This is a genomic window from Amycolatopsis vastitatis, assembly GCF_002234595.1.
GTDB lineage: Bacteria > Actinomycetota > Actinomycetes > Mycobacteriales > Pseudonocardiaceae > Amycolatopsis > Amycolatopsis vastitatis.
In genome coordinates this window covers 411,120-427,189 of record NZ_NMUL01000007.1, presented here as the reverse complement: position 1 = coordinate 427,189, position 16,070 = coordinate 411,120, and the positions used below count along the sequence as shown (strand labels likewise).

Sequence of the window (16,070 nt, the reverse complement as noted above, 5' to 3'; positions counted from 1 at the left end):
AACTCTAGGTGCCCGGCGTGAAGTCGTCGTAGACGACCTTGCCGGCCCGCACGGTCCGCAGGCAGCGCGGCAGGGTGGCGTCGGGCTCGAGCCGCGGCAGCGGCGGCACCCCGGCCCGCGGGTCGGTTGACCAGCGCTGCACGCGGCTGTCCGGCGTGGCCACGACGAGATCGGTCGCGTCCCAGATCGCGTAGTGCGCCGGCGCGCCCGGGACGAGGCTCCCGGTGACGCCGTCGTTGACTCCCGCGGCCCGGTGCCCGGCCCGGGTGTGGGCGGTGAACGCCGCCCGCGGCGACAGGCCCGCGCCCGGGGTCCGGTGGTAGGCCGCGGCGCGGACGCTCGCCCACGGGTCGAGCGGCGTCACCGGCGCGTCGGAGCCGAAGGCGAGCAGGACGCCTTCGGCGGCGAGTGTCGAGAACGGGTTGAGCCGCACCGCGCGGTCCGCGCCGAGACGTTCGGCGTACATGCCTTCCGGGCCGCCCCAGAGGGCGTCGAACAGCGGCTGCACCGAGGCGACCACTCCCCAGCCGGCCAGCAGCTTCGCCTGCTCGGCGGTGACCATCTCCAGGTGCTCCAGCCGGTGGTGGCGGGCGGCCAGCGCACGCTGCCCGACCTCCTTCTCCGCGAGGCGGAAGCCCTCGATCACCTCGGCGGCCGCGGCGTCGCCGATGACGTGGAAGCCGGCCTGCAGCCCGGCTTCGGTGCATGCGGTGAGGTGTTCGGCGATGCGGTGCGCGTCGAGGTAGAGCGACCCGGTACCGGGGTGCTCGGCGTAGGGGGCGGTCAGCGCCGCGGTGTGCGAGCCGAGCGCGCCGTCGGCGAACAGGTCCCCGGCCAGGCCGCGGGCGCCGAGGTCGCGGGCGGCCCCGACGGCGCCGAGTTCGCCCCAGTAGCCGACGACCTCGGGCGTGTCCGGTCCGGCGAGGGCGAGGAGGGCGGCCAGGTCGTCGCGGCCGGAGATGTCGGGGCCGGCGCATTCGTGGACGCTGACGATGCCTTGGCGGGCGGCCTCGGCGAGGAACGCCCGCTGGGCGCGGTCCCGCTGCTCCGGGGTGATCGCCGCGCGAACGGCCCCGCGGACGGCGTGGTGGGCGGCGCGGGTCAGCGGGCCATCGGGCGACCAGCCCTCCGCGTCGCGGGCCGCCGGGGCCAGTTCGACCAGGGCGGTGGACACGAGCGCGGAGTGGACGTCGACGCGGCTGAGGTAGACGGGCGTGCGGCCGGCGGCGGCGTCGAGCTCGGCGCGGCCGGGCAGCCGGGGGTCGGTCCAGGTGCTCTCGTCCCAGCCGTGGGCGAGCAGGATCTGGCCGGGGACGACGGCGTCGCGCACGCGGGCCAGCAGTTCGGCGCCGCTGCGGACGCCGGTGAGGTCGAGGCCGGTCAGGTGCAGGCCGGTCGCGGTGGCGTGGACGTGCGCGTCGACGAACGCGGGCGCCACGAACGCGCCCCGCAGGTCGACCACCTCGGCGCCGGGGTGGAGGGCGCGGGCCGGGGCGTCCTGGCCGACCCAGACCACGGTGCCGCCGGTGACCGCCATCGCCGTGGCGTCCGGACCGGTGGGGGTGTAGATGCGCCCGCCGAGCAGGAGCGTCGTGTTCTCGTCCGTCACGCCTCCGAGTCTGCCCCGCCGCCCGGCCCTTCCTCCACGTGGGGGAACGCAACCCGGCAAGCAGGAAGATTTACTCCGTGAGAACGTTATGACAGGATATTTTAACGCGTTCCCGACGACTAGGAGTACAAGTGACTGCGATCCAGGAACCTGTGACGCCTGCCGCCGCCTTCGACCAGCCCTACGAGTACGCCCGCGCCGAGCTGGTGGAACCCGACTGGCGCCGCTTCCCCGGCTGGCACGACGTGACCGAGGCCGAGTGGCGTGACGCGCAGTGGCAGCGGGTGCACTGCGTCCGCAACGTCAAGCAGCTGCGCGCGCTCATGGGCGACCTGCTCGAGGAACGCTTCTACGACGACCTGCTCGCCGACCAGCGCGAGATGGCGACGATGTCGATGCTGCTCCCCCCGCAGATGCTCAACACGATGGCGCCGACGGCCGGCACCGACCCGGCGAAGGTGACCGAGGCGTTCTACGCCGACCCGATCCGCCGCTATATGCTCCCGGTGCGCAGCGATCGTGACCCGGTGTGGCCGAGCCACCCGCACTCGGAGCGCGACTCGCTGCACGAGGCGGAGATGTGGGTCGTGGAGGGCCTGACCCACCGCTACCCGACCAAGGTGCTGGCCGAGATGATCTCGACCTGCCCGCAGTACTGCGGCCACTGCACCCGGATGGACCTCGTCGGCAACTCGACCGAGCAGATCGAGAAGCACAAGCTGACGCTCAAGCCGGTCGACCGCCAGGACGCGATGATCGCCTACCTGAAGAAGACCCCGGGCGTCCGCGACGTGGTCGTCTCGGGCGGCGACGTCGCCAACGTGCCGTGGCCGCAGCTGGAGTCGTTCCTGATGCGCCTGATGGACATCGACACGGTCCGCGACATCCGCCTGGCGACGAAGGCCCTGGCGGCGCTGCCGCAGCACTGGCTCCAGCCGAAGGTCGTCGAAGGCCTCGAGCGCGTCGCCGTGACGGCCCAGCGCCGCGGCGTCAACCTGGCGATCCACACCCACGTCAACCACGCCCAGTCGGTGACGCCCCTGGTGGCCGAGGCGGCCCAGACGGCCCTCAACGTCGGGGTCCGCGACGTCCGCAACCAGGGCGTGCTGATGCGCGGAGTCAACGCGACCCCGGCGGCGCTGCTGGACCTTTGCTTCGCCCTGCAAGGGGAAGCGAACATCCTGCCGTACTACTTCTACATGTGCGACATGATCCCGAACGCCGAACACTGGCGGGTTTCGGTGTGGGAGGCCCAGGAACTGCAGCACGCGATCATGGGGTACCTGCCGGGGTACGCGACGCCGCGCATCGTGTGCGACGTGCCCTATGTCGGGAAGCGGTGGGTGCACCAGCTGGCCGAGTACGACCGCGAGCTGGGGATCTCGTACTGGACGAAGAACTACCGGACGGGCATCGAACTCGAGGACCCGGAAGCGTTGCAGCGCCGGTACCCGTACTACGACCCGATCTCCACCCTGCCCGAAGCCGGCCAGAGCTGGTGGGCGAACCGCTCCAGCTGACGCCGACGCGTCACCGTTCGAGAGGTGTGCCGCCGGGCCCGATCGGGGCCGCGCGGCACACCCTCGGGCGTTTGGGCTGGCCAAGGCCGATGAGGACCGGTTGCGACCGACTGCGACATGCCCCGGAATTCCATTGTGGACAGACCGGCGCCGCCGGCGTCCGCCGCCACACTGTCCAATGTGGCCAGTGGGACGAAGCCGGGCGCGAGACCGCCTTGCGCACCGAACACCGGGATTGGGCCGAACGGACCCGTATCCACACCGCGGACCGGCCCTCCTGAACATGGTGGGGATGGACGACCCGGCGAGCGAAACGGCCCAGGGGCAGGAACGACCGGAATTCCGCGTGCTCGGCCCGTTCGAGGTGCTGGTGCACGGCCGGCCGCTCGAGCTGGGCGGTCCCCGCATCCGCACGCTGCTCGCGCTGCTCATCGCGAACGCCGGCCGGGTCACCGGGGTGGACACCATGGCGGGTGCGTTGTGGAACGTCGACGCCACGCCCGGCACGCCCCGGACCGTGCGGACCTACATGTCGCGCCTGCGCCGCTCGCTGGCGCCGGTCGCCGCCGCCCTCGCCGGGGCCGACCCGATCGAGACCCGCGCGGCCGGCTACGCCCTGCGGCTGGAACCCGCACTGCTCGACGCCCGCGAGTTCGAACGGCTGGTGACCGCCGGGCGGGCCGCCCTGGCGGCAGACCCGGTGACGGCGTCGGACCGGCTGTCACGCGCGCTGGCGCTGTGGCGCGGTGACGCCTACGAGGACTTCGCCGGCACGGCGGCGTTGCTGGCCGAAACCCGGCGGCTGCGGGCGTTGCGGCTCGGCGCCCTGGAAGACCGCATCGACGCCGACCTAGCCACTGGCGCCGGCGAAGACCTGATCGGCGAACTGACGGCGCTGAGCGACCGGCACCCCGGCCACGAGCGGCTGTGGGGCCAGCTGATGACGGCCCTGTACCGAGCGGGCCGCCAGGCGGACGCGCTGGACACGTTCACGCGAGCCCGGGCAGTGCTCGTCGACCGGTTCGGGCTGGACCCCTCGCCCCGCCTGGCCGGCATCCACCGCCGGATCCTCGACAACGATCCCCGCCTGTTCCCGGCCGCCCCGGCCCCGCCGGCCCCGCCGGTCACCACCCGGCCCGCCGCCGCGGTCCGCAATGACCTCCCCGGTGACATCGCCGACTTCGCCGGCCGCGAACCCGAGCTCTCCCGGCTGCTGTCGGCCCGGGACAGCGTCGCGCACACCGCGCCGACGGCCGTCGTGATCGAGGCGATCGACGGGATGGCCGGCATCGGCAAGCCCACACCCGGAAAACCACACACTTTCACCCGTTTGGGTGAAAGGTGCGGTTTCTGCACGTCAACGACACAATTTAGAGCTTCCGAACCTCGACATGTCCGCCGAACACGAGACGATCGTGGCGCTCGCACAGCAGCCGCACCCGGTGGCGCCGACCGGGCAGCTTCTCGCCGCTGACCGCCGGGCCGTTGCACTGCCAGCACACACCACCAGCCGCATGGACCCGCTGGACCCCGACCTCACGCACTACCTCGTCGCTCACGCCGTCATCGTCACGTTGCATCGCCCGGCACGCAGCTCGCACCACCCGACAGGACGACCGTCGGAATCGGCCGGCAGGGCTGGTGATCCATCGGCTGCCGCCCTATCCACTTCGGATAGGAATTCTCGGACCTTGATCGTCAAAGTACCTCGTTTGCGCTGGTAGAAGCGGTTTTTGCTACTTTCCAGGTAGGGTCAATGGTGCCCAGCCAGGGGGTTCCCTGGCATTGACCCGGACAGAGCGGAAAGGCACCAAACGTGGTTCGAACCGATCATGTGGCTCAAGCGCGCCCAGAACCAGGAGCAGTAGACGGCGGCGCGGAAGGGGGCCACGACCGCGACGCGGAACGCGCACACATCGTCATGGACGGCGGTCCGCAGACGGTCCTCGGCAAGGCGCGCGCGGCGAAGCTCGTTGTTAGCGCGAACGAACCGAAGCACCCGTACCGCGTTGAACTCACGATGGAAGACCCGAACGTGAGGCTGGTGGCCATCGTGGACGCCACCGACCGCGACACGGCGGTGAGGGACGGCAGCCTGCGTGCGGCGCAGTTCATCGCCAAAGGGCATTGGATCACGCACTTCGACGTGTGCCCACTGGACGAGGCCGACGAACTGCCGACGCCGAGGCAGGAGGGCCAGTCATGAGGGACGGAGAAGTGCAGTTCGGCGAGAAGGTCGTCACGGCCGAGCAACTGGAGGCGTGGGAGATCACCGTCCCTTCGGGCTTGACGGTCACGAGGCGACCGGACCGGATCGACGGGAGCGTGACCCCGCTCAGCTTCGATCCCGGGACCTACTCGGCCCACGACCACGACGAGTTCTTGCGCAAGCGGCTCTCGTTCATCGTCGTGGTGGCCGAGGTCTTCGACGGCCGCCGAAGTCTGGGGAAGGCGGAGGCCGGCGGGATCGTCTGGCGGCATCACGAACCGCTCGCCGACGTGGGGTACGCCGACCTCGATGTCGTGTTCACGGATACGGACTGGCAGATGCTGGTCGTCGACGCCGTGGACAGGGCGATTCGGGCGGAGGTGCAGTGACCAGCGAGAAGCCCGCCCTGTACGGGATGCGTGCGCAGATCCTGCGGAGTTCGCACAACCTGCGTCCCAACCCGAACAACATGATCAGCGGCGACCTCAACGTGCAGGTCGTCTACGTCGTGGGCGACGGGGTTCCGGGTCTCCATCCCGTCCTGTCAGACGCGCCGCTCGTGGCCGTGCGGGAGATCGCGGGCAGGTTCACGGTCGCCTACCCGGCCGACAAGTGCCCGCCCGACCGGTACGGGTTCATGGCCAGCGGCGCCTACATCGTCCACAGGGGCTCGTTCGACGAGTGGCTGTCGTACTTCGGTCACGAGCTGCCGATTCCGCTGCACGACAAGACGGAGCGGAGGCAGCAGCCGCGATGACAACCCTCCACAGCAACGTCACGGTCGACAACTACGCGGAGGTGCTGGCCATCACGGAGGCCGAGTTGAAGGCGGCCGAAGAGGTACGCGACCGGCTGAAGGTGAAGTTCGAGGGGCGCACCGCGCCTCGCTCAGAGGCGGAGACCGATCCGGCCATTGTGTCCGGCATTCGTCGGCGCACGACACCCACGCAGGCCAAGCGCGCAGACGCCAAGTTCGACTTGGACATCGAGGCGTACAAGGCGTACCAGGACGCTGAGCGACGGCACCGGATGCTCCTGACAAGGGTGGAAAGACTGCGCGAGTCTCCGCCAGTGCCCTACACGGAGGAGGAGTTGAAGGCCGCGACCGCAGTGCGCACGGACGACGGCTGGTTCCGGCTGCTCAAGGTCAACCGGGTCACCGTGGCCGTGAACGCGGGGTTCCCGTGGCCGCATCCCGTCAGGCGTGACCGGGTGCTGGAAGTCCGGCGGTCGGAGGTGACCCCCGATGACCGAGGAGCTTGATCCTGTGGTCGAGGCGGGCCGCCAGGCGTATCGGGCGGGATTGCCGAACGCTCCTGCGCTCAGCGAGGTCGTCATGGACGCGATCGCGGACATGCCGGTCGGCACCGGTGCGGCCGCGATCATGGGCCGGTTCCAGGATGGGTGGCGCGACGCCTACCTCGCTGCGACGGGCGTCGTCCATTTCGGCTCGCCGGTGAGTCCGGGTAGCGCCGCGTGCGCGAGCAGGGCGGCCACTCCGGAACTGACGGACGATCCGCGTGCGGTCACGTGCGAGGCGTGCCAGGGCACGGAGGACTGGCAGTCCTACGCGGACATGGCCGACTTCGCCGACAGCCTGCCGGAGGCCGAGCCGGGCGCGGACCGCTTCGAGATCCTGCGGGAGGTCAGGGACAAGTTTGTGGCTCGCAAAGTCGACGGCGTACCGATCGACCCACAGACCGCGAACGCGATCCTCACCGTCTACGACTCGACCGCGGCCAAGGCGAAGCCCGAGTTCAGGGCGAGGTTCGCCGCCCTGCCGGTGCTCGACATGGCGAGGGTGGCGTGGCGGCTGGTGTCCCGGCGTCGGTAGTGGCTTGCGCATTCGAATTGCATAGTTTATAGCCCGACTCAGCGAAGTTCCTGAAGCGCCTTCTCGCCGTCTTCGAACACGGCGAGAAGGCGCTTCGCTGTTTCACGGTTTCACTGTTTCCCTGTTTTAACAGTTTGCCTTTATAAAGCACGCGGGACAGGGTGCCTTAAATGTAAGGCACCCTGTAACCGCAGGTGTAAGGCCATGTTGATCACTGATACGAGGCACCTTGGTTAGGAAGTAACTCGGACGTGTGATACCTTTCGATCCCTCGCGGGGCGTTAACCTAAAGTGGACAGCTGTCACATTGTTGCGACAGGTTGACGAAACGCGATCACCGTGATTACGGTGGCTTCGCAGTCCCCCCGATGAACGTGATCCACGCGCACCACGCAGACGCCCACCCCTGCCGACCGCTGCGCCACGAGTGAGATGAAGGGCCACTCCGCATGACGGTCTCCGTGCGTGTACGCGACCTGCCGGCGTTGGCCGAGCGGGTCCAGGCAGCGGGCAGCCAGCGATGGCTGGCCGGTCAGATCGGGATCAGCCCGACCGCGATCAACCTCTTGATGCAGGGCAAGCGGACGACGGTCCGCGTAGACACGGCTGCGGGGATCGAGGACGCGCTGGGGGTCCCCCGGGGCAGCCTGTTCGTGTTCACCGACCTCGACCTTGTCGGCCCCTACGCACGCGACGAGGTGGACGCCGCGTGAGCGCCGTCCTGGATCGCGAGTGGACGGAGCGGTATCTCGCCGAGCACGGGATCCGGCCGACCGCCGAGCACCTGGCGTGTATCGAAGCCGCGCTGGCTGCCGCTCCGCCCCTCAGCGACAACGCGATCACCCGCATGACGGCCGTGATCCGGCCGTTGCCGAAGCCGCCGCTCGCCGGAACCCCGAGAACGCGGACCCGCGCCGGTCGTCCGCGTCTCCGGCGAGCGGAACGCGCGGTCTGACGCACGACCGCGCAGGTGCGCCCGCCCGCGTCCGGACGCCCCCGCTCCGGCGGGCGGGCGCACCACTCCACCTCTTCTTTCGAAAGGCAATCCACTATGGCTGATCGCCCTTCGCACGCCCGGACCGTGCGCGCCGTGCTGGTCGAGGCGCCGCTGTGGCTGGTGTGGCGCGCCGCCCACGGCCTGGAACTGGCCTGGCGCGCCCTGGTCGGCAAGGTCCCGACCGGGCGAACGGCCCGACACCGGCGTCCCCACGGCGACGAGCCCGCCGGGGATCCCGGCGACCCGCAGGAGCCCGGCCCCGCCGGGTAGGCCCCCAGTACCCACTGGCCTCCCTTACTCCCGCGCCGTGTTCGGAGAAAACAGTGAACCCCGACGAGCCCAACCGCGAACCTCAACCGCGGTCATCGGCCCCGGACGATGCGCGCCACGTCGCCCTCGACCCGCACGCCGACCTCCTGCAGAAGTGGCGCCGTGCCAGCTCGGCCGCAGGACGGGCACGAGCCGAGCTGGACCGCATCGAAACCGAGCTCCTCATCCTGCTCGGTGACGCCGATGTCGGCACCCTCAACGGTCTGCCGGCAGTCGTGCGCGAGATCGAGCAACGCCCTGGCATCGACATTCCGCGGCTCCGCCGCGACCACCCCGACCTGTGGACGCAGTACCAGGTCACCCGCAGCCGCCCGCACCTGAAGTTCCCCCGCAAGCGAAGGACCACCTGATGCTCAGCCTGCGCATCGTCGCCGCACTCCTGCTATTCCGCCTGTTCCTGCTCGACGTCACCATCGCCCACGACTGGTGGAGCTGGACCACGGTCGGCATCGACGTCCTGCTTGGCGTGGTCATCTGGGTAGAGCGGGAACCGGTCCGCCGAGCCGAACAGGACACCCGCCGATGACGGCCACCGAGGTCAACGGCATCGCGGTCGTGTCCGACGAGCCCCGCCAAGCCCCGTTCCGCGACAACGGCGGGAACACGGTCTACCAGCCACAGACCCGCGTGCTCACCCTCGCGAACGGGTCCGTGGTCTACGGCTGTCAGCACTGCGACTACACCAGCTCGAATCCCAACTCGATCCGCCCGCACCTGGGCAAGCACACCGGACGTCCGCGCAAGGGCACCCGAACGACCGCCAGCAACTCGCTGGACCTGCCGCTGGCCGAACTCATGGGCCGGCTGGACACGCTCACGGCCGTCACCGAGGACCGGGACGCCTGGAAGACGCGCGCCCTGACGGCGGAAAAGCGGCTCAAGCAGCTCCGCAACGCCCTAGGGGTGGCCGAATGACCGACGAACCTGCGGTGAAGCTGTCCGCCTCCCTGCCTGCTGGCGACCGCAACGGACTGCCCGCGATCGCCTCGGCTCTCGTCGAGCAACCCGGCGATGTGCACGCCGCCGTGGTCCTGCTGCGGGCCAGGGAGATCCGCACCAACACCCGGACCGGTGCGGCCTTGGCCACGGCCGAATTTCTCGCCATCGAGCCGTGCCCGGCCTCGTCCCCGGACGCCGCGACCCTGCACCGGCTCCTGCGCGAGCACTACGGCCGCCGAACCGGGAACGTCGAACTGCCCCTCGACCAGCAGGACGAAGAGGACAACCAGGACCCGGCGGAGCTGTGGCCGCAACCCGGCCCCGAGTTCGACAGCGATGTGGACGACCCCTGGTGAGCGACTACACCCCGCCGATCCGGCGGAAGAACCACGGCAAGGGCCACTCCTACGTCGACGCCCACGGCGTGAAAGTCCCCGGCGTCACGACGATCCTGTCCGAGGGCGTGCCGAAGCCCGCCCTGATGAACTGGGCGGCGCGGACGACCGCGGAATACGCGATCGACCACTGGGACGAGCTATCCGAGCTGCCGACTTCGGCACGCCTCAAGGAGCTGAACGGGGCGCGCTTCGCCGACCGCGACGCCGCCGCCCGGCGCGGAACCGAGGTCCACGGGCTCGCCGAACGGCTCGTGGGCGGGGAAGAAGTGGAGGTTCCCGACGCGCTGGCCGGGCACGTCGAAGCCTATGTGGACCTGCTCGACCGGTTCCGGCTCGAACCTGTGCTGGTCGAGTTCGTCGTGGTCTCGCACGCCTACGGCTGGGCGGGAACCTGTGACCTGGTCGCCGATTTCCCCTCACTGGGCAGGCGATTGCTCTGCGATATCAAGACGTCGCGGTCCGGGGTGTTCGGCGAGACGGCCTGGCAGCTGGCCGGGTACCGCTACGCCGACGCCTACCTCGACGAGGCGGGCGACGAGCAGCCCATGATCGAAGTCGACGGCTGCGCCGTCATTCACGTGCGCGCCGACGGCGCCGACCTGTACCCGATGGAAGCGGGACCGCAGCAGCTTCGCGAATTCCGCTATATCCAGCAGATCGCCCGCGCCTGCGCGAATTCCCGCGACTACGTCGGGGAGGTGATCGTCCCGCCCCCGCTGCCGCTGGCCGGGTGACCGGCCGCCCTCTTACTGAAGACCCTCGCGCACCACGCAGAAGCCCATCGTCCTGCCGGTCGCTGCGCACTTGAGCAGACCGAGGACCAGATGACCGAACTTCAGCGCTACGACCCGCCCAACCAGGTTTCCCGGCCACCGCAGGAAGTCACGGCACCCACCACGCTGGACCAGTGGGTTCTCGTCGTGCGCGACGTGTCCCGTTTGGCCATCCAGATCGCCGACACCCCGTTCGTGCCGGAAGGGATGCGGGGCAACCCGGCCGCCGTCACCGCCGCCATCCTCACGGGCCGGGAGATGGGCCTCGGCCCCATGACCAGCCTTCAGCACATCCACGTGGTGAAGGGCAAGCCGGGCAAGAGCGCCGAGATCATGCGCGCGATGGTCCTTGCTGCCGGGCACCACATCCGCGACGTCGAGGTCACCGAGACCCGCGCCGTCCTCGAGGGCCGCCGCCGCGACGAGGAGACCTGGACCCGCGTGGCGTTCACCGCAGACCAGGCCAAGCGGGCACGCATCGACCTCGGCGGCTACCCCGAGGACAAGCTGTACGCGCGCGCCACCACCCGGCTGTGCCGCCGCAAGTTCGCCGACGTCGTCGGCGGCATCGCCATGACCGTCGACGAGCTGGAAGACGGCGAAACCCCGGACACCCCCACGGCCGCCCACACCGCCCCTGCGGCCCCGGCCGCGCCGGAGGCGGCCCCGGCGCCGAAACGCACCGCACAGCGCCGTACAGGGCCGAAAAAAGCCGCTCCCAAGGCCGAGGTCACCACGGCCGAGCCGCCGCCGGCGGATGCGCCAGCCGAACCCGGACCTGCCGCCCCGCCGCCCCCGCTGCCCGGCGACGCCGACCACGACGACGAACCCACCGACGACGAGCCCGCCACGACCGACCCCGCCGAGCCGGTCACCCGTGACCAGCTCGACAAGCTGCACGCCCAGCTCGGCGACCTGGAGGTCACCGACCGCGGCGCCAAGCTCTCGACCGTGAGCCTGCTCGTCCAGCGAACGCTCACCTCATCCAACGACCTGACGAAACTGGAGGCATCACAGGCGATCGACATCCTGTCCCGGGTTATCGACAGCGAGGACCCCAAGCAGACGCTGGACGCGGTTCTTGGCGAACTGGGGTCCTGACCCGCCATGCCGTGGTTCAAAGTGGACGACAAGTTTCACTCGCACAACAAGATTCGCAAGGTCCTCGCGGACGAACCCGCCGCTCTGGCCCTGTGGGTGGTCGCTGGCTCGTGGTCGTCGGACAACACCACTGACGGTGTGATCCCAGACCACCAGCTTCCGTGGCTATTCCCGGTGGGGGCAGACGAGCTGGCTCGGAAGCTGGTCGCCGCGCGTCTCTGGAGGCGAGTGCGCGGAGGCTACGAGTTCCACGAATGGCTGTCGGACTCCGACGGAACGAAGCGCAACCCCAGCCGCGAAGAAGTGGAGAACGAGCGGCGAAAGAAGGCCGAGGCCGGGCGCAAAGGCGGCTTGGCCAGCGGAAAAGTGCGAGGCAAGCGGCAAGCAGGTGCTTCACCACCTGCTGAAGCGAACGCTGAAGCACCTGCTGACGAAGTCGTTGAACTCCCGACCCGACCCGACCGGGAGGTCTTTCAGACCTCCCCGGGAGGGCGGGGCGCCGCGCGTACGCGCGAGCCGCGCCGCACCTCGCCCTTCCCGCGACCGTCCACACCGGCCCGCGCGTCCCCGCCGCCCACCCCGCGCTGCGTCGAGCACGAGCACGACGACAACCCGCCCCGCTGCGGTGCGTGCGAACGCGCCCGCCAGGCTGCCGAGCAGGACGCCTACGAGAAGCGGGTCGAGACCCGGCACGCCGAGCTGCGCGCCAAGACCGGCGACCGCCGCCGCACGGTCGAGAACTGCTCGATGTGCGACGACGAGGGCTACCGGGGCAGCGCACTGTGCAACCACGACCCTGGAGCCGAAGCACGTGCTTCACGCGGGCGGCGGCTCGTCGCCGAGGTCATGGGCTGGCCCGACCCTGAGGACGACCCGCCGTGAGCCCCGCCGACCTCGCGCCGTGGCGCGCAGCCTGCCCGGCCTGCGGCGCACCAGTCCTGTGGTCCGAGACCACCGCGGGCAAACCGCTGCCGGTCAACCCGGAGCCCGCGCCCGAGCGAGGCACCGTCGCGCTGTCCGTCCACGGTGGCCAGCTGCTCGCCGGGGTGCTGCGCCGCAACCAAGCCGCCGGTGCCCGCGACCACGGCCGCCCCCTCTACGCCGCCCACGCCCCCGACTGCGTGCCGCCACGGCACGGAAGGACACGACGATGACCAGCCTCAACCCTGATTTGCCCTGCCCCCACGAGGGATTCGACGTCCTCGTCGCGGTCACCCGGCTCACCGTCCACGACGACGGCCCCGTCACCGGCTTCTCCGCCTCCATCACGGCGGCCTGCGCCCAGTGCGGCGAGAAGTTCCGGTGGATCGGCGTCCCCGCCGGACTACTGCCTGACCGGCCGTGCTGCTCGGTCGACGAAACCGAGCTGCGCGCACCGCTGCGCCCCGCCAGCTCCGACCCCGACTTCGGCCTAGGAGTGCCCGGCTTCGCAATCGGAGTGGCGCGGTGAACGGGCCGGAGCACTACGCCAAGGCCGAGCTGTGCTTCGCCGAGTCCGACCGGATCGGTCCGTCCCACGAGGACGCCGGGCTCTGGTTGGACCTCGGTATCGGTCACGCCCTGCTCGCTATCGCCGCCGCCCTCGATCCGCCGGCGGAACCCGCTCCGGCCGAAAAGGCCGCCTTCACCGAATGGGGACCAGCATGACCGTCATCCCTGCCGGACGCGGCCCCGCCGTCCCGCACCGCAACACCGAACTCGACGACGAGATCGAGCAGATCCTGCGGACCCGCGTCGACGGCTTCGCCGCCTTGGAGCTGCGCAACCGCATCTGCGACGCCATCGCCGCGCGCGGCTTCGACGTCTACGCCCACCCGCTGCCGCACCACCGGAGCGTGCGGTCATGACCTCCCTCGACCGGCGTACCCGCGCCGAGATCGGCCGGTCCAGCAACCGGCGCGGCAAGGAAGCCGAACAGGCCGTCGCGCGGTGGCTGCGCGAGCACGGCTGGCCCGACGCGCAGCGCACCGTCCGAACGGGCTGGCGAGTCGGCGACCGCCAGTCCCGCGACCGGGGCGACATCGACGGCACACCGCGGCTCGCCTGGCAGGTCAAAACCTCCAGCGCGGACTTCACGGACAACCAGGTGGGCAACGTGCTCGCCGCAGCCGCCGATCAGGCCGTCGCCAGCGGCGCCGACTACGGCATCGCGGTTGAACGCCGGGCTGGCAAGAGCGACCCCGGCGCCTGGTTCGCCTGGCTGACTGCGGGCGACCTGCACCAGCTAGCCGAGACCGCACGGAATCCCGACGTGCTCACCGTCGCCGGACCCCGACTCGAGGTACCTGTCCGGCTGCTGCTGCGCGACCTCGCGCCGCTGCTCCACGCCGCCGGGTACGGGCAGCAGACATGACCTACCCGGCCAGCCGCTCGCGCCGCGCCCGCAGCTCCCGCACCACCGCGTCCACACGGGCCGGGTCGAACTTCGGCAGGTCCACCGACCGCACGTCGGCGCACCAGGCACTCAGCAACCGGTCAAGGCGCAACCGCGCCCGCCTGTTCCGACCCAAGTCCACGGCGCTCACCTCCTCACCTCGCTTCAAAACCGTCGCGACACGCAGACCTTCTGTTACGTCCCCGTCCCGCCGGCATCCGTGACCGGCCACACAGGCCGATGACCAGGAGAAACCCGATGACCGAGATCCACCGCTGCTACCGCGGCCCCCGCTGCGCGCAGCGCGAACCAGACCCCGACTACCCGCAGATCACCCGAGGCGCGCCGATCAACGCCGCCGAGGGCCTGTGCGACGCCTGCACCCGCCACCTGACCCAGGCCATCGCCGACATTCCCCGGGACTACCTGGACCTCGAAACCGCGCTCGCCGGGACCCGCGACGGTCTCCGCCAGCTCGTCTCCGGCACCCGCGAACTGCCCGTCCCGATCTCGCTGAGCATCGAAACCGTGCAAGCCGCCCTCCTGCACGAGGCGCAGTGCTGGGCCGAATCCGTGGCCGACGTCCTGCGCGTCGAGTGGGACACCCAGGCCGCGCGCGACAGCCGGCCCGGCGTCGTCCTGGAACGGGCCGCGCGGCTGCTGGAGAACTCGGTCAGCGTGCTGCTGGCCCTGCGGGGAGTCGTCCACACGGGCTGGATCCTCGACGAGTGGACCACCCTCGACCGCGACGGCCTCGACGGCGCGGTCATCCTGCTCGACCTCAGCCACCGCGTCCGCGCCATCACCGGACAACTGCGACTGACTCACAACCTGCCCGAACCGTGCCCACGCTGCGAACACCGCGCCCTCCAGCGCGCCGACGGCGACGACGTCTTCCGGTGCGGAGCCTGCGGACGGCACTACACCTGGGACGAGTACCAGGAGCTGTGCACCCTGCTGGTCGCCGGACGGGAGGCCGTGGCGTGACCGACCTGTACGGGCTGGCCGTGCACTGCCTCGCCGAGAACGCGCTGCACCGCTACGCCCGCGAGCACCAGGCCGACCACCTCACCTGGCGCGACTTCGCCGACCAGGCACGCGACGACCTGGCCACAATGGCCGGCGAAGGGCTGCTCAACGTCTACCTCGCCCGCCAAATCCACGACCACCAGGCCGCATCGTGAAGCGCGCCGACCCGTGGCCGTGGCCCGGTGACAGCCCACTCGACCGGGCGCGCCGGGTAGCCCGCAACTACCGTGATGCCCTGATGCGCGCCGACGCCGAGGCGTGCGGCGAACTAGACCGCCGCTGCCGGGACCTCGGCCAGGGCTGGATCGTGCCCCAGCAGATGAAATTCGGACAGGACGACTTGCTCGACGTGGACGAAGTGGCCGACCTGTGCGACGTCCAGGCCGACACCGTCCGGCAATGGCGCCGCCGGGGACTGCCAACTGTGGACACACCAGACGGCCAGCGATACCGGGTTGCCGATGTGCTGGCCTACCACGCCGAACGCCGCCGCCGCCGAGCGAATGCGGGTGTAAACCCTTATATAACAGGAGATTCCTGACGGGGTCGGGTGGCGCGCGCGGGCGTGACTGTACTACCGTGCACAGCAAGCACTCCTATGCCCAGAATCCGGGCGGGATGCATGGGGACGCGGGACCCGACCGGCACGGGCGGGGACCGCACGCAGTGGCGGGGGCTTCACCAGAAGCCCGGTACGCCGATCCGATCGTCAAGCCGAGGCGCTGCCCGTAGCCCTCCCCTGGGCGGGTTGTGCAGCCCTCGCCACTGATCACCCAAGGACCACGGCCGTGCCCACCAGCTCGCCTCGCGTCTGCCCGACCTGCCGGACCACGATCCCGCCCGGCCCCTGCGCGACCTGCCGGCGAGAACAACGTCGCGAAAGCGATCAGCGCCGAGGCAATGCGGCCCAGCGCGGCTACGGCCACGACTGGCAGCTCAATCGCGCCGCCTACCTGC

General features: G+C 70.5%; 27 protein-coding genes. 25 read left to right on the top strand and 2 right to left on the bottom strand.

From position 1 onward, the window contains the following. Nucleotides 1-4: 4 nt before the first annotated feature. Complete coding sequence (locus tag CF165_RS09210; protein ID WP_093947002.1) at nucleotides 5-1,609, bottom strand: amidohydrolase; 1,605 nt, start codon at nucleotides 1,607-1,609, stop codon at nucleotides 5-7. 131 nt (nucleotides 1,610-1,740) lie between these two features. On the opposite strand from CF165_RS09210, the gene CF165_RS09205 reads away from it, so the two are divergent. The 22 genes from CF165_RS09205 to CF165_RS09105 all read left to right on the top strand — a co-directional run bounded on the left by CF165_RS09205 (nucleotide 1,741) and on the right by CF165_RS09105 (nucleotide 14,063). Further along, nucleotides 1,741-3,129: a KamA family radical SAM protein gene (locus tag CF165_RS09205; protein WP_205660799.1), complete on the top strand. Its 1,389-nt coding sequence runs from the start codon at nucleotides 1,741-1,743 to the stop codon at nucleotides 3,127-3,129. Between the two features lie 292 nt (nucleotides 3,130-3,421). Further along, on the top strand, nucleotides 3,422-4,603 hold the full coding sequence (locus tag CF165_RS09200; protein ID WP_240521512.1) for an AfsR/SARP family transcriptional regulator: 1,182 nt from the start codon (nucleotides 3,422-3,424) through the stop codon (nucleotides 4,601-4,603). Nucleotides 4,604-4,945: 342 nt separating this feature from the next. After that, nucleotides 4,946-5,335: a hypothetical protein gene (locus tag CF165_RS09195; protein ID WP_158226756.1), complete on the top strand. Its 390-nt coding sequence runs from the start codon at nucleotides 4,946-4,948 to the stop codon at nucleotides 5,333-5,335. Then, nucleotides 5,332-5,727, top strand: coding sequence for a hypothetical protein (locus tag CF165_RS09190; RefSeq protein WP_143268514.1), 396 nt, complete (start codon nucleotides 5,332-5,334; stop codon nucleotides 5,725-5,727). The genes CF165_RS09195 and CF165_RS09190 overlap by 4 nt, the downstream gene beginning before the upstream one ends. Continuing rightward, nucleotides 5,724-6,095 carry a DUF8317 domain-containing protein gene (locus CF165_RS09185; RefSeq protein ID WP_093946998.1) on the top strand — a complete coding sequence of 124 codons (372 nt, stop codon included), beginning with the start codon at nucleotides 5,724-5,726 and terminating at the stop codon, nucleotides 6,093-6,095. The genes CF165_RS09190 and CF165_RS09185 overlap by 4 nt, the downstream gene beginning before the upstream one ends. Next, nucleotides 6,092-6,601: a hypothetical protein gene (locus CF165_RS09180; RefSeq protein ID WP_093946997.1), complete on the top strand. Its 510-nt coding sequence runs from the start codon at nucleotides 6,092-6,094 to the stop codon at nucleotides 6,599-6,601. The genes CF165_RS09185 and CF165_RS09180 overlap by 4 nt, the downstream gene beginning before the upstream one ends. Then, nucleotides 6,585-7,172, top strand: a complete 588-nt coding sequence (locus tag CF165_RS09175; RefSeq protein ID WP_093946996.1) for a hypothetical protein — start codon at nucleotides 6,585-6,587, stop codon at nucleotides 7,170-7,172. The genes CF165_RS09180 and CF165_RS09175 overlap by 17 nt, the downstream gene beginning before the upstream one ends. A 461-nt stretch (nucleotides 7,173-7,633) precedes the next feature. Further along, complete coding sequence (locus CF165_RS09170; protein WP_143268512.1) at nucleotides 7,634-7,885, top strand: helix-turn-helix domain-containing protein; 252 nt, start codon at nucleotides 7,634-7,636, stop codon at nucleotides 7,883-7,885. After that, nucleotides 7,882-8,127 carry a hypothetical protein gene (locus tag CF165_RS09165; protein WP_093946994.1) on the top strand — a complete coding sequence of 82 codons (246 nt, stop codon included), beginning with the start codon at nucleotides 7,882-7,884 and terminating at the stop codon, nucleotides 8,125-8,127. The genes CF165_RS09170 and CF165_RS09165 overlap by 4 nt, the downstream gene beginning before the upstream one ends. A gap of 96 nt (nucleotides 8,128-8,223) precedes the next feature. Beyond that, complete coding sequence (locus tag CF165_RS09160; protein ID WP_143268510.1) at nucleotides 8,224-8,439, top strand: hypothetical protein; 216 nt, start codon at nucleotides 8,224-8,226, stop codon at nucleotides 8,437-8,439. A 53-nt stretch (nucleotides 8,440-8,492) separates the two neighbouring features. Then, on the top strand, nucleotides 8,493-8,849 hold the full coding sequence (locus CF165_RS09155; protein WP_093946992.1) for a hypothetical protein: 357 nt from the start codon (nucleotides 8,493-8,495) through the stop codon (nucleotides 8,847-8,849). Continuing rightward, on the top strand, nucleotides 8,849-9,025 hold the full coding sequence (locus CF165_RS51125) for a hypothetical protein (protein WP_158226755.1): 177 nt from the start codon (nucleotides 8,849-8,851) through the stop codon (nucleotides 9,023-9,025). Before CF165_RS09155 ends, CF165_RS51125 begins: the two co-directional genes overlap by 1 nt. Then, nucleotides 9,022-9,414, top strand: coding sequence for a C2H2-type zinc finger protein (locus tag CF165_RS09150; protein WP_093946991.1), 393 nt, complete (start codon nucleotides 9,022-9,024; stop codon nucleotides 9,412-9,414). The genes CF165_RS51125 and CF165_RS09150 overlap by 4 nt, the downstream gene beginning before the upstream one ends. Continuing rightward, a complete protein-coding gene (locus CF165_RS09145) occupies nucleotides 9,411-9,794 on the top strand; it encodes a hypothetical protein (RefSeq protein WP_093946990.1) in 384 nt (127 codons plus the stop codon). The genes CF165_RS09150 and CF165_RS09145 overlap by 4 nt, the downstream gene beginning before the upstream one ends. Further along, nucleotides 9,791-10,570, top strand: a complete 780-nt coding sequence (locus CF165_RS09140; protein ID WP_093946989.1) for a hypothetical protein — start codon at nucleotides 9,791-9,793, stop codon at nucleotides 10,568-10,570. Before CF165_RS09145 ends, CF165_RS09140 begins: the two co-directional genes overlap by 4 nt. 90 nt (nucleotides 10,571-10,660) lie before the next feature. Then, nucleotides 10,661-11,710: a hypothetical protein gene (locus tag CF165_RS09135; protein WP_093946988.1), complete on the top strand. Its 1,050-nt coding sequence runs from the start codon at nucleotides 10,661-10,663 to the stop codon at nucleotides 11,708-11,710. Nucleotides 11,711-11,716: 6 nt separating this feature from the next. Continuing rightward, nucleotides 11,717-12,592, top strand: a complete 876-nt coding sequence (locus CF165_RS09130) for a hypothetical protein (RefSeq protein ID WP_093946987.1) — start codon at nucleotides 11,717-11,719, stop codon at nucleotides 12,590-12,592. After that, the gene (locus tag CF165_RS09125) at nucleotides 12,589-12,864 is read left to right on the top strand and encodes a hypothetical protein (RefSeq protein ID WP_093946986.1); all 276 of its coding nucleotides are present in this window, start codon (nucleotides 12,589-12,591) and stop codon (nucleotides 12,862-12,864) included. Before CF165_RS09130 ends, CF165_RS09125 begins: the two co-directional genes overlap by 4 nt. Further along, nucleotides 12,861-13,160, top strand: a complete 300-nt coding sequence (locus tag CF165_RS09120; RefSeq protein ID WP_093946985.1) for a hypothetical protein — start codon at nucleotides 12,861-12,863, stop codon at nucleotides 13,158-13,160. The genes CF165_RS09125 and CF165_RS09120 overlap by 4 nt, the downstream gene beginning before the upstream one ends. Further along, complete coding sequence (locus tag CF165_RS09115; protein ID WP_093946984.1) at nucleotides 13,157-13,357, top strand: hypothetical protein; 201 nt, start codon at nucleotides 13,157-13,159, stop codon at nucleotides 13,355-13,357. The genes CF165_RS09120 and CF165_RS09115 overlap by 4 nt, the downstream gene beginning before the upstream one ends. Continuing rightward, nucleotides 13,354-13,557 carry a hypothetical protein gene (locus CF165_RS09110; protein ID WP_093946983.1) on the top strand — a complete coding sequence of 68 codons (204 nt, stop codon included), beginning with the start codon at nucleotides 13,354-13,356 and terminating at the stop codon, nucleotides 13,555-13,557. Before CF165_RS09115 ends, CF165_RS09110 begins: the two co-directional genes overlap by 4 nt. Continuing rightward, nucleotides 13,554-14,063: a hypothetical protein gene (locus CF165_RS09105; protein WP_093946982.1), complete on the top strand. Its 510-nt coding sequence runs from the start codon at nucleotides 13,554-13,556 to the stop codon at nucleotides 14,061-14,063. The genes CF165_RS09110 and CF165_RS09105 overlap by 4 nt, the downstream gene beginning before the upstream one ends. 1 nt (nucleotide 14,064) lies before the next feature. Here the strand turns inward: CF165_RS09105 and CF165_RS51120 are convergent, their stop codons facing one another. Beyond that, nucleotides 14,065-14,226, bottom strand: a complete 162-nt coding sequence (locus CF165_RS51120; protein ID WP_158226754.1) for a hypothetical protein — start codon at nucleotides 14,224-14,226, stop codon at nucleotides 14,065-14,067. A gap of 116 nt (nucleotides 14,227-14,342) precedes the next feature. Between CF165_RS51120 and CF165_RS09100 the strand changes: the two genes are divergently transcribed. The 3 genes from CF165_RS09100 to CF165_RS50055 are packed head-to-tail and all read left to right on the top strand — an operon-like array spanning nucleotide 14,343 to nucleotide 15,654. After that, nucleotides 14,343-15,071: a hypothetical protein gene (locus CF165_RS09100; protein WP_093946981.1), complete on the top strand. Its 729-nt coding sequence runs from the start codon at nucleotides 14,343-14,345 to the stop codon at nucleotides 15,069-15,071. After that, nucleotides 15,068-15,268, top strand: coding sequence for a hypothetical protein (locus tag CF165_RS09095; RefSeq protein ID WP_093946980.1), 201 nt, complete (start codon nucleotides 15,068-15,070; stop codon nucleotides 15,266-15,268). Before CF165_RS09100 ends, CF165_RS09095 begins: the two co-directional genes overlap by 4 nt. After that, nucleotides 15,265-15,654, top strand: a complete 390-nt coding sequence (locus CF165_RS50055; protein WP_143268508.1) for a MerR family transcriptional regulator — start codon at nucleotides 15,265-15,267, stop codon at nucleotides 15,652-15,654. The genes CF165_RS09095 and CF165_RS50055 overlap by 4 nt, the downstream gene beginning before the upstream one ends. The last annotated feature ends 416 nt before the right edge of the window (nucleotides 15,655-16,070 follow it).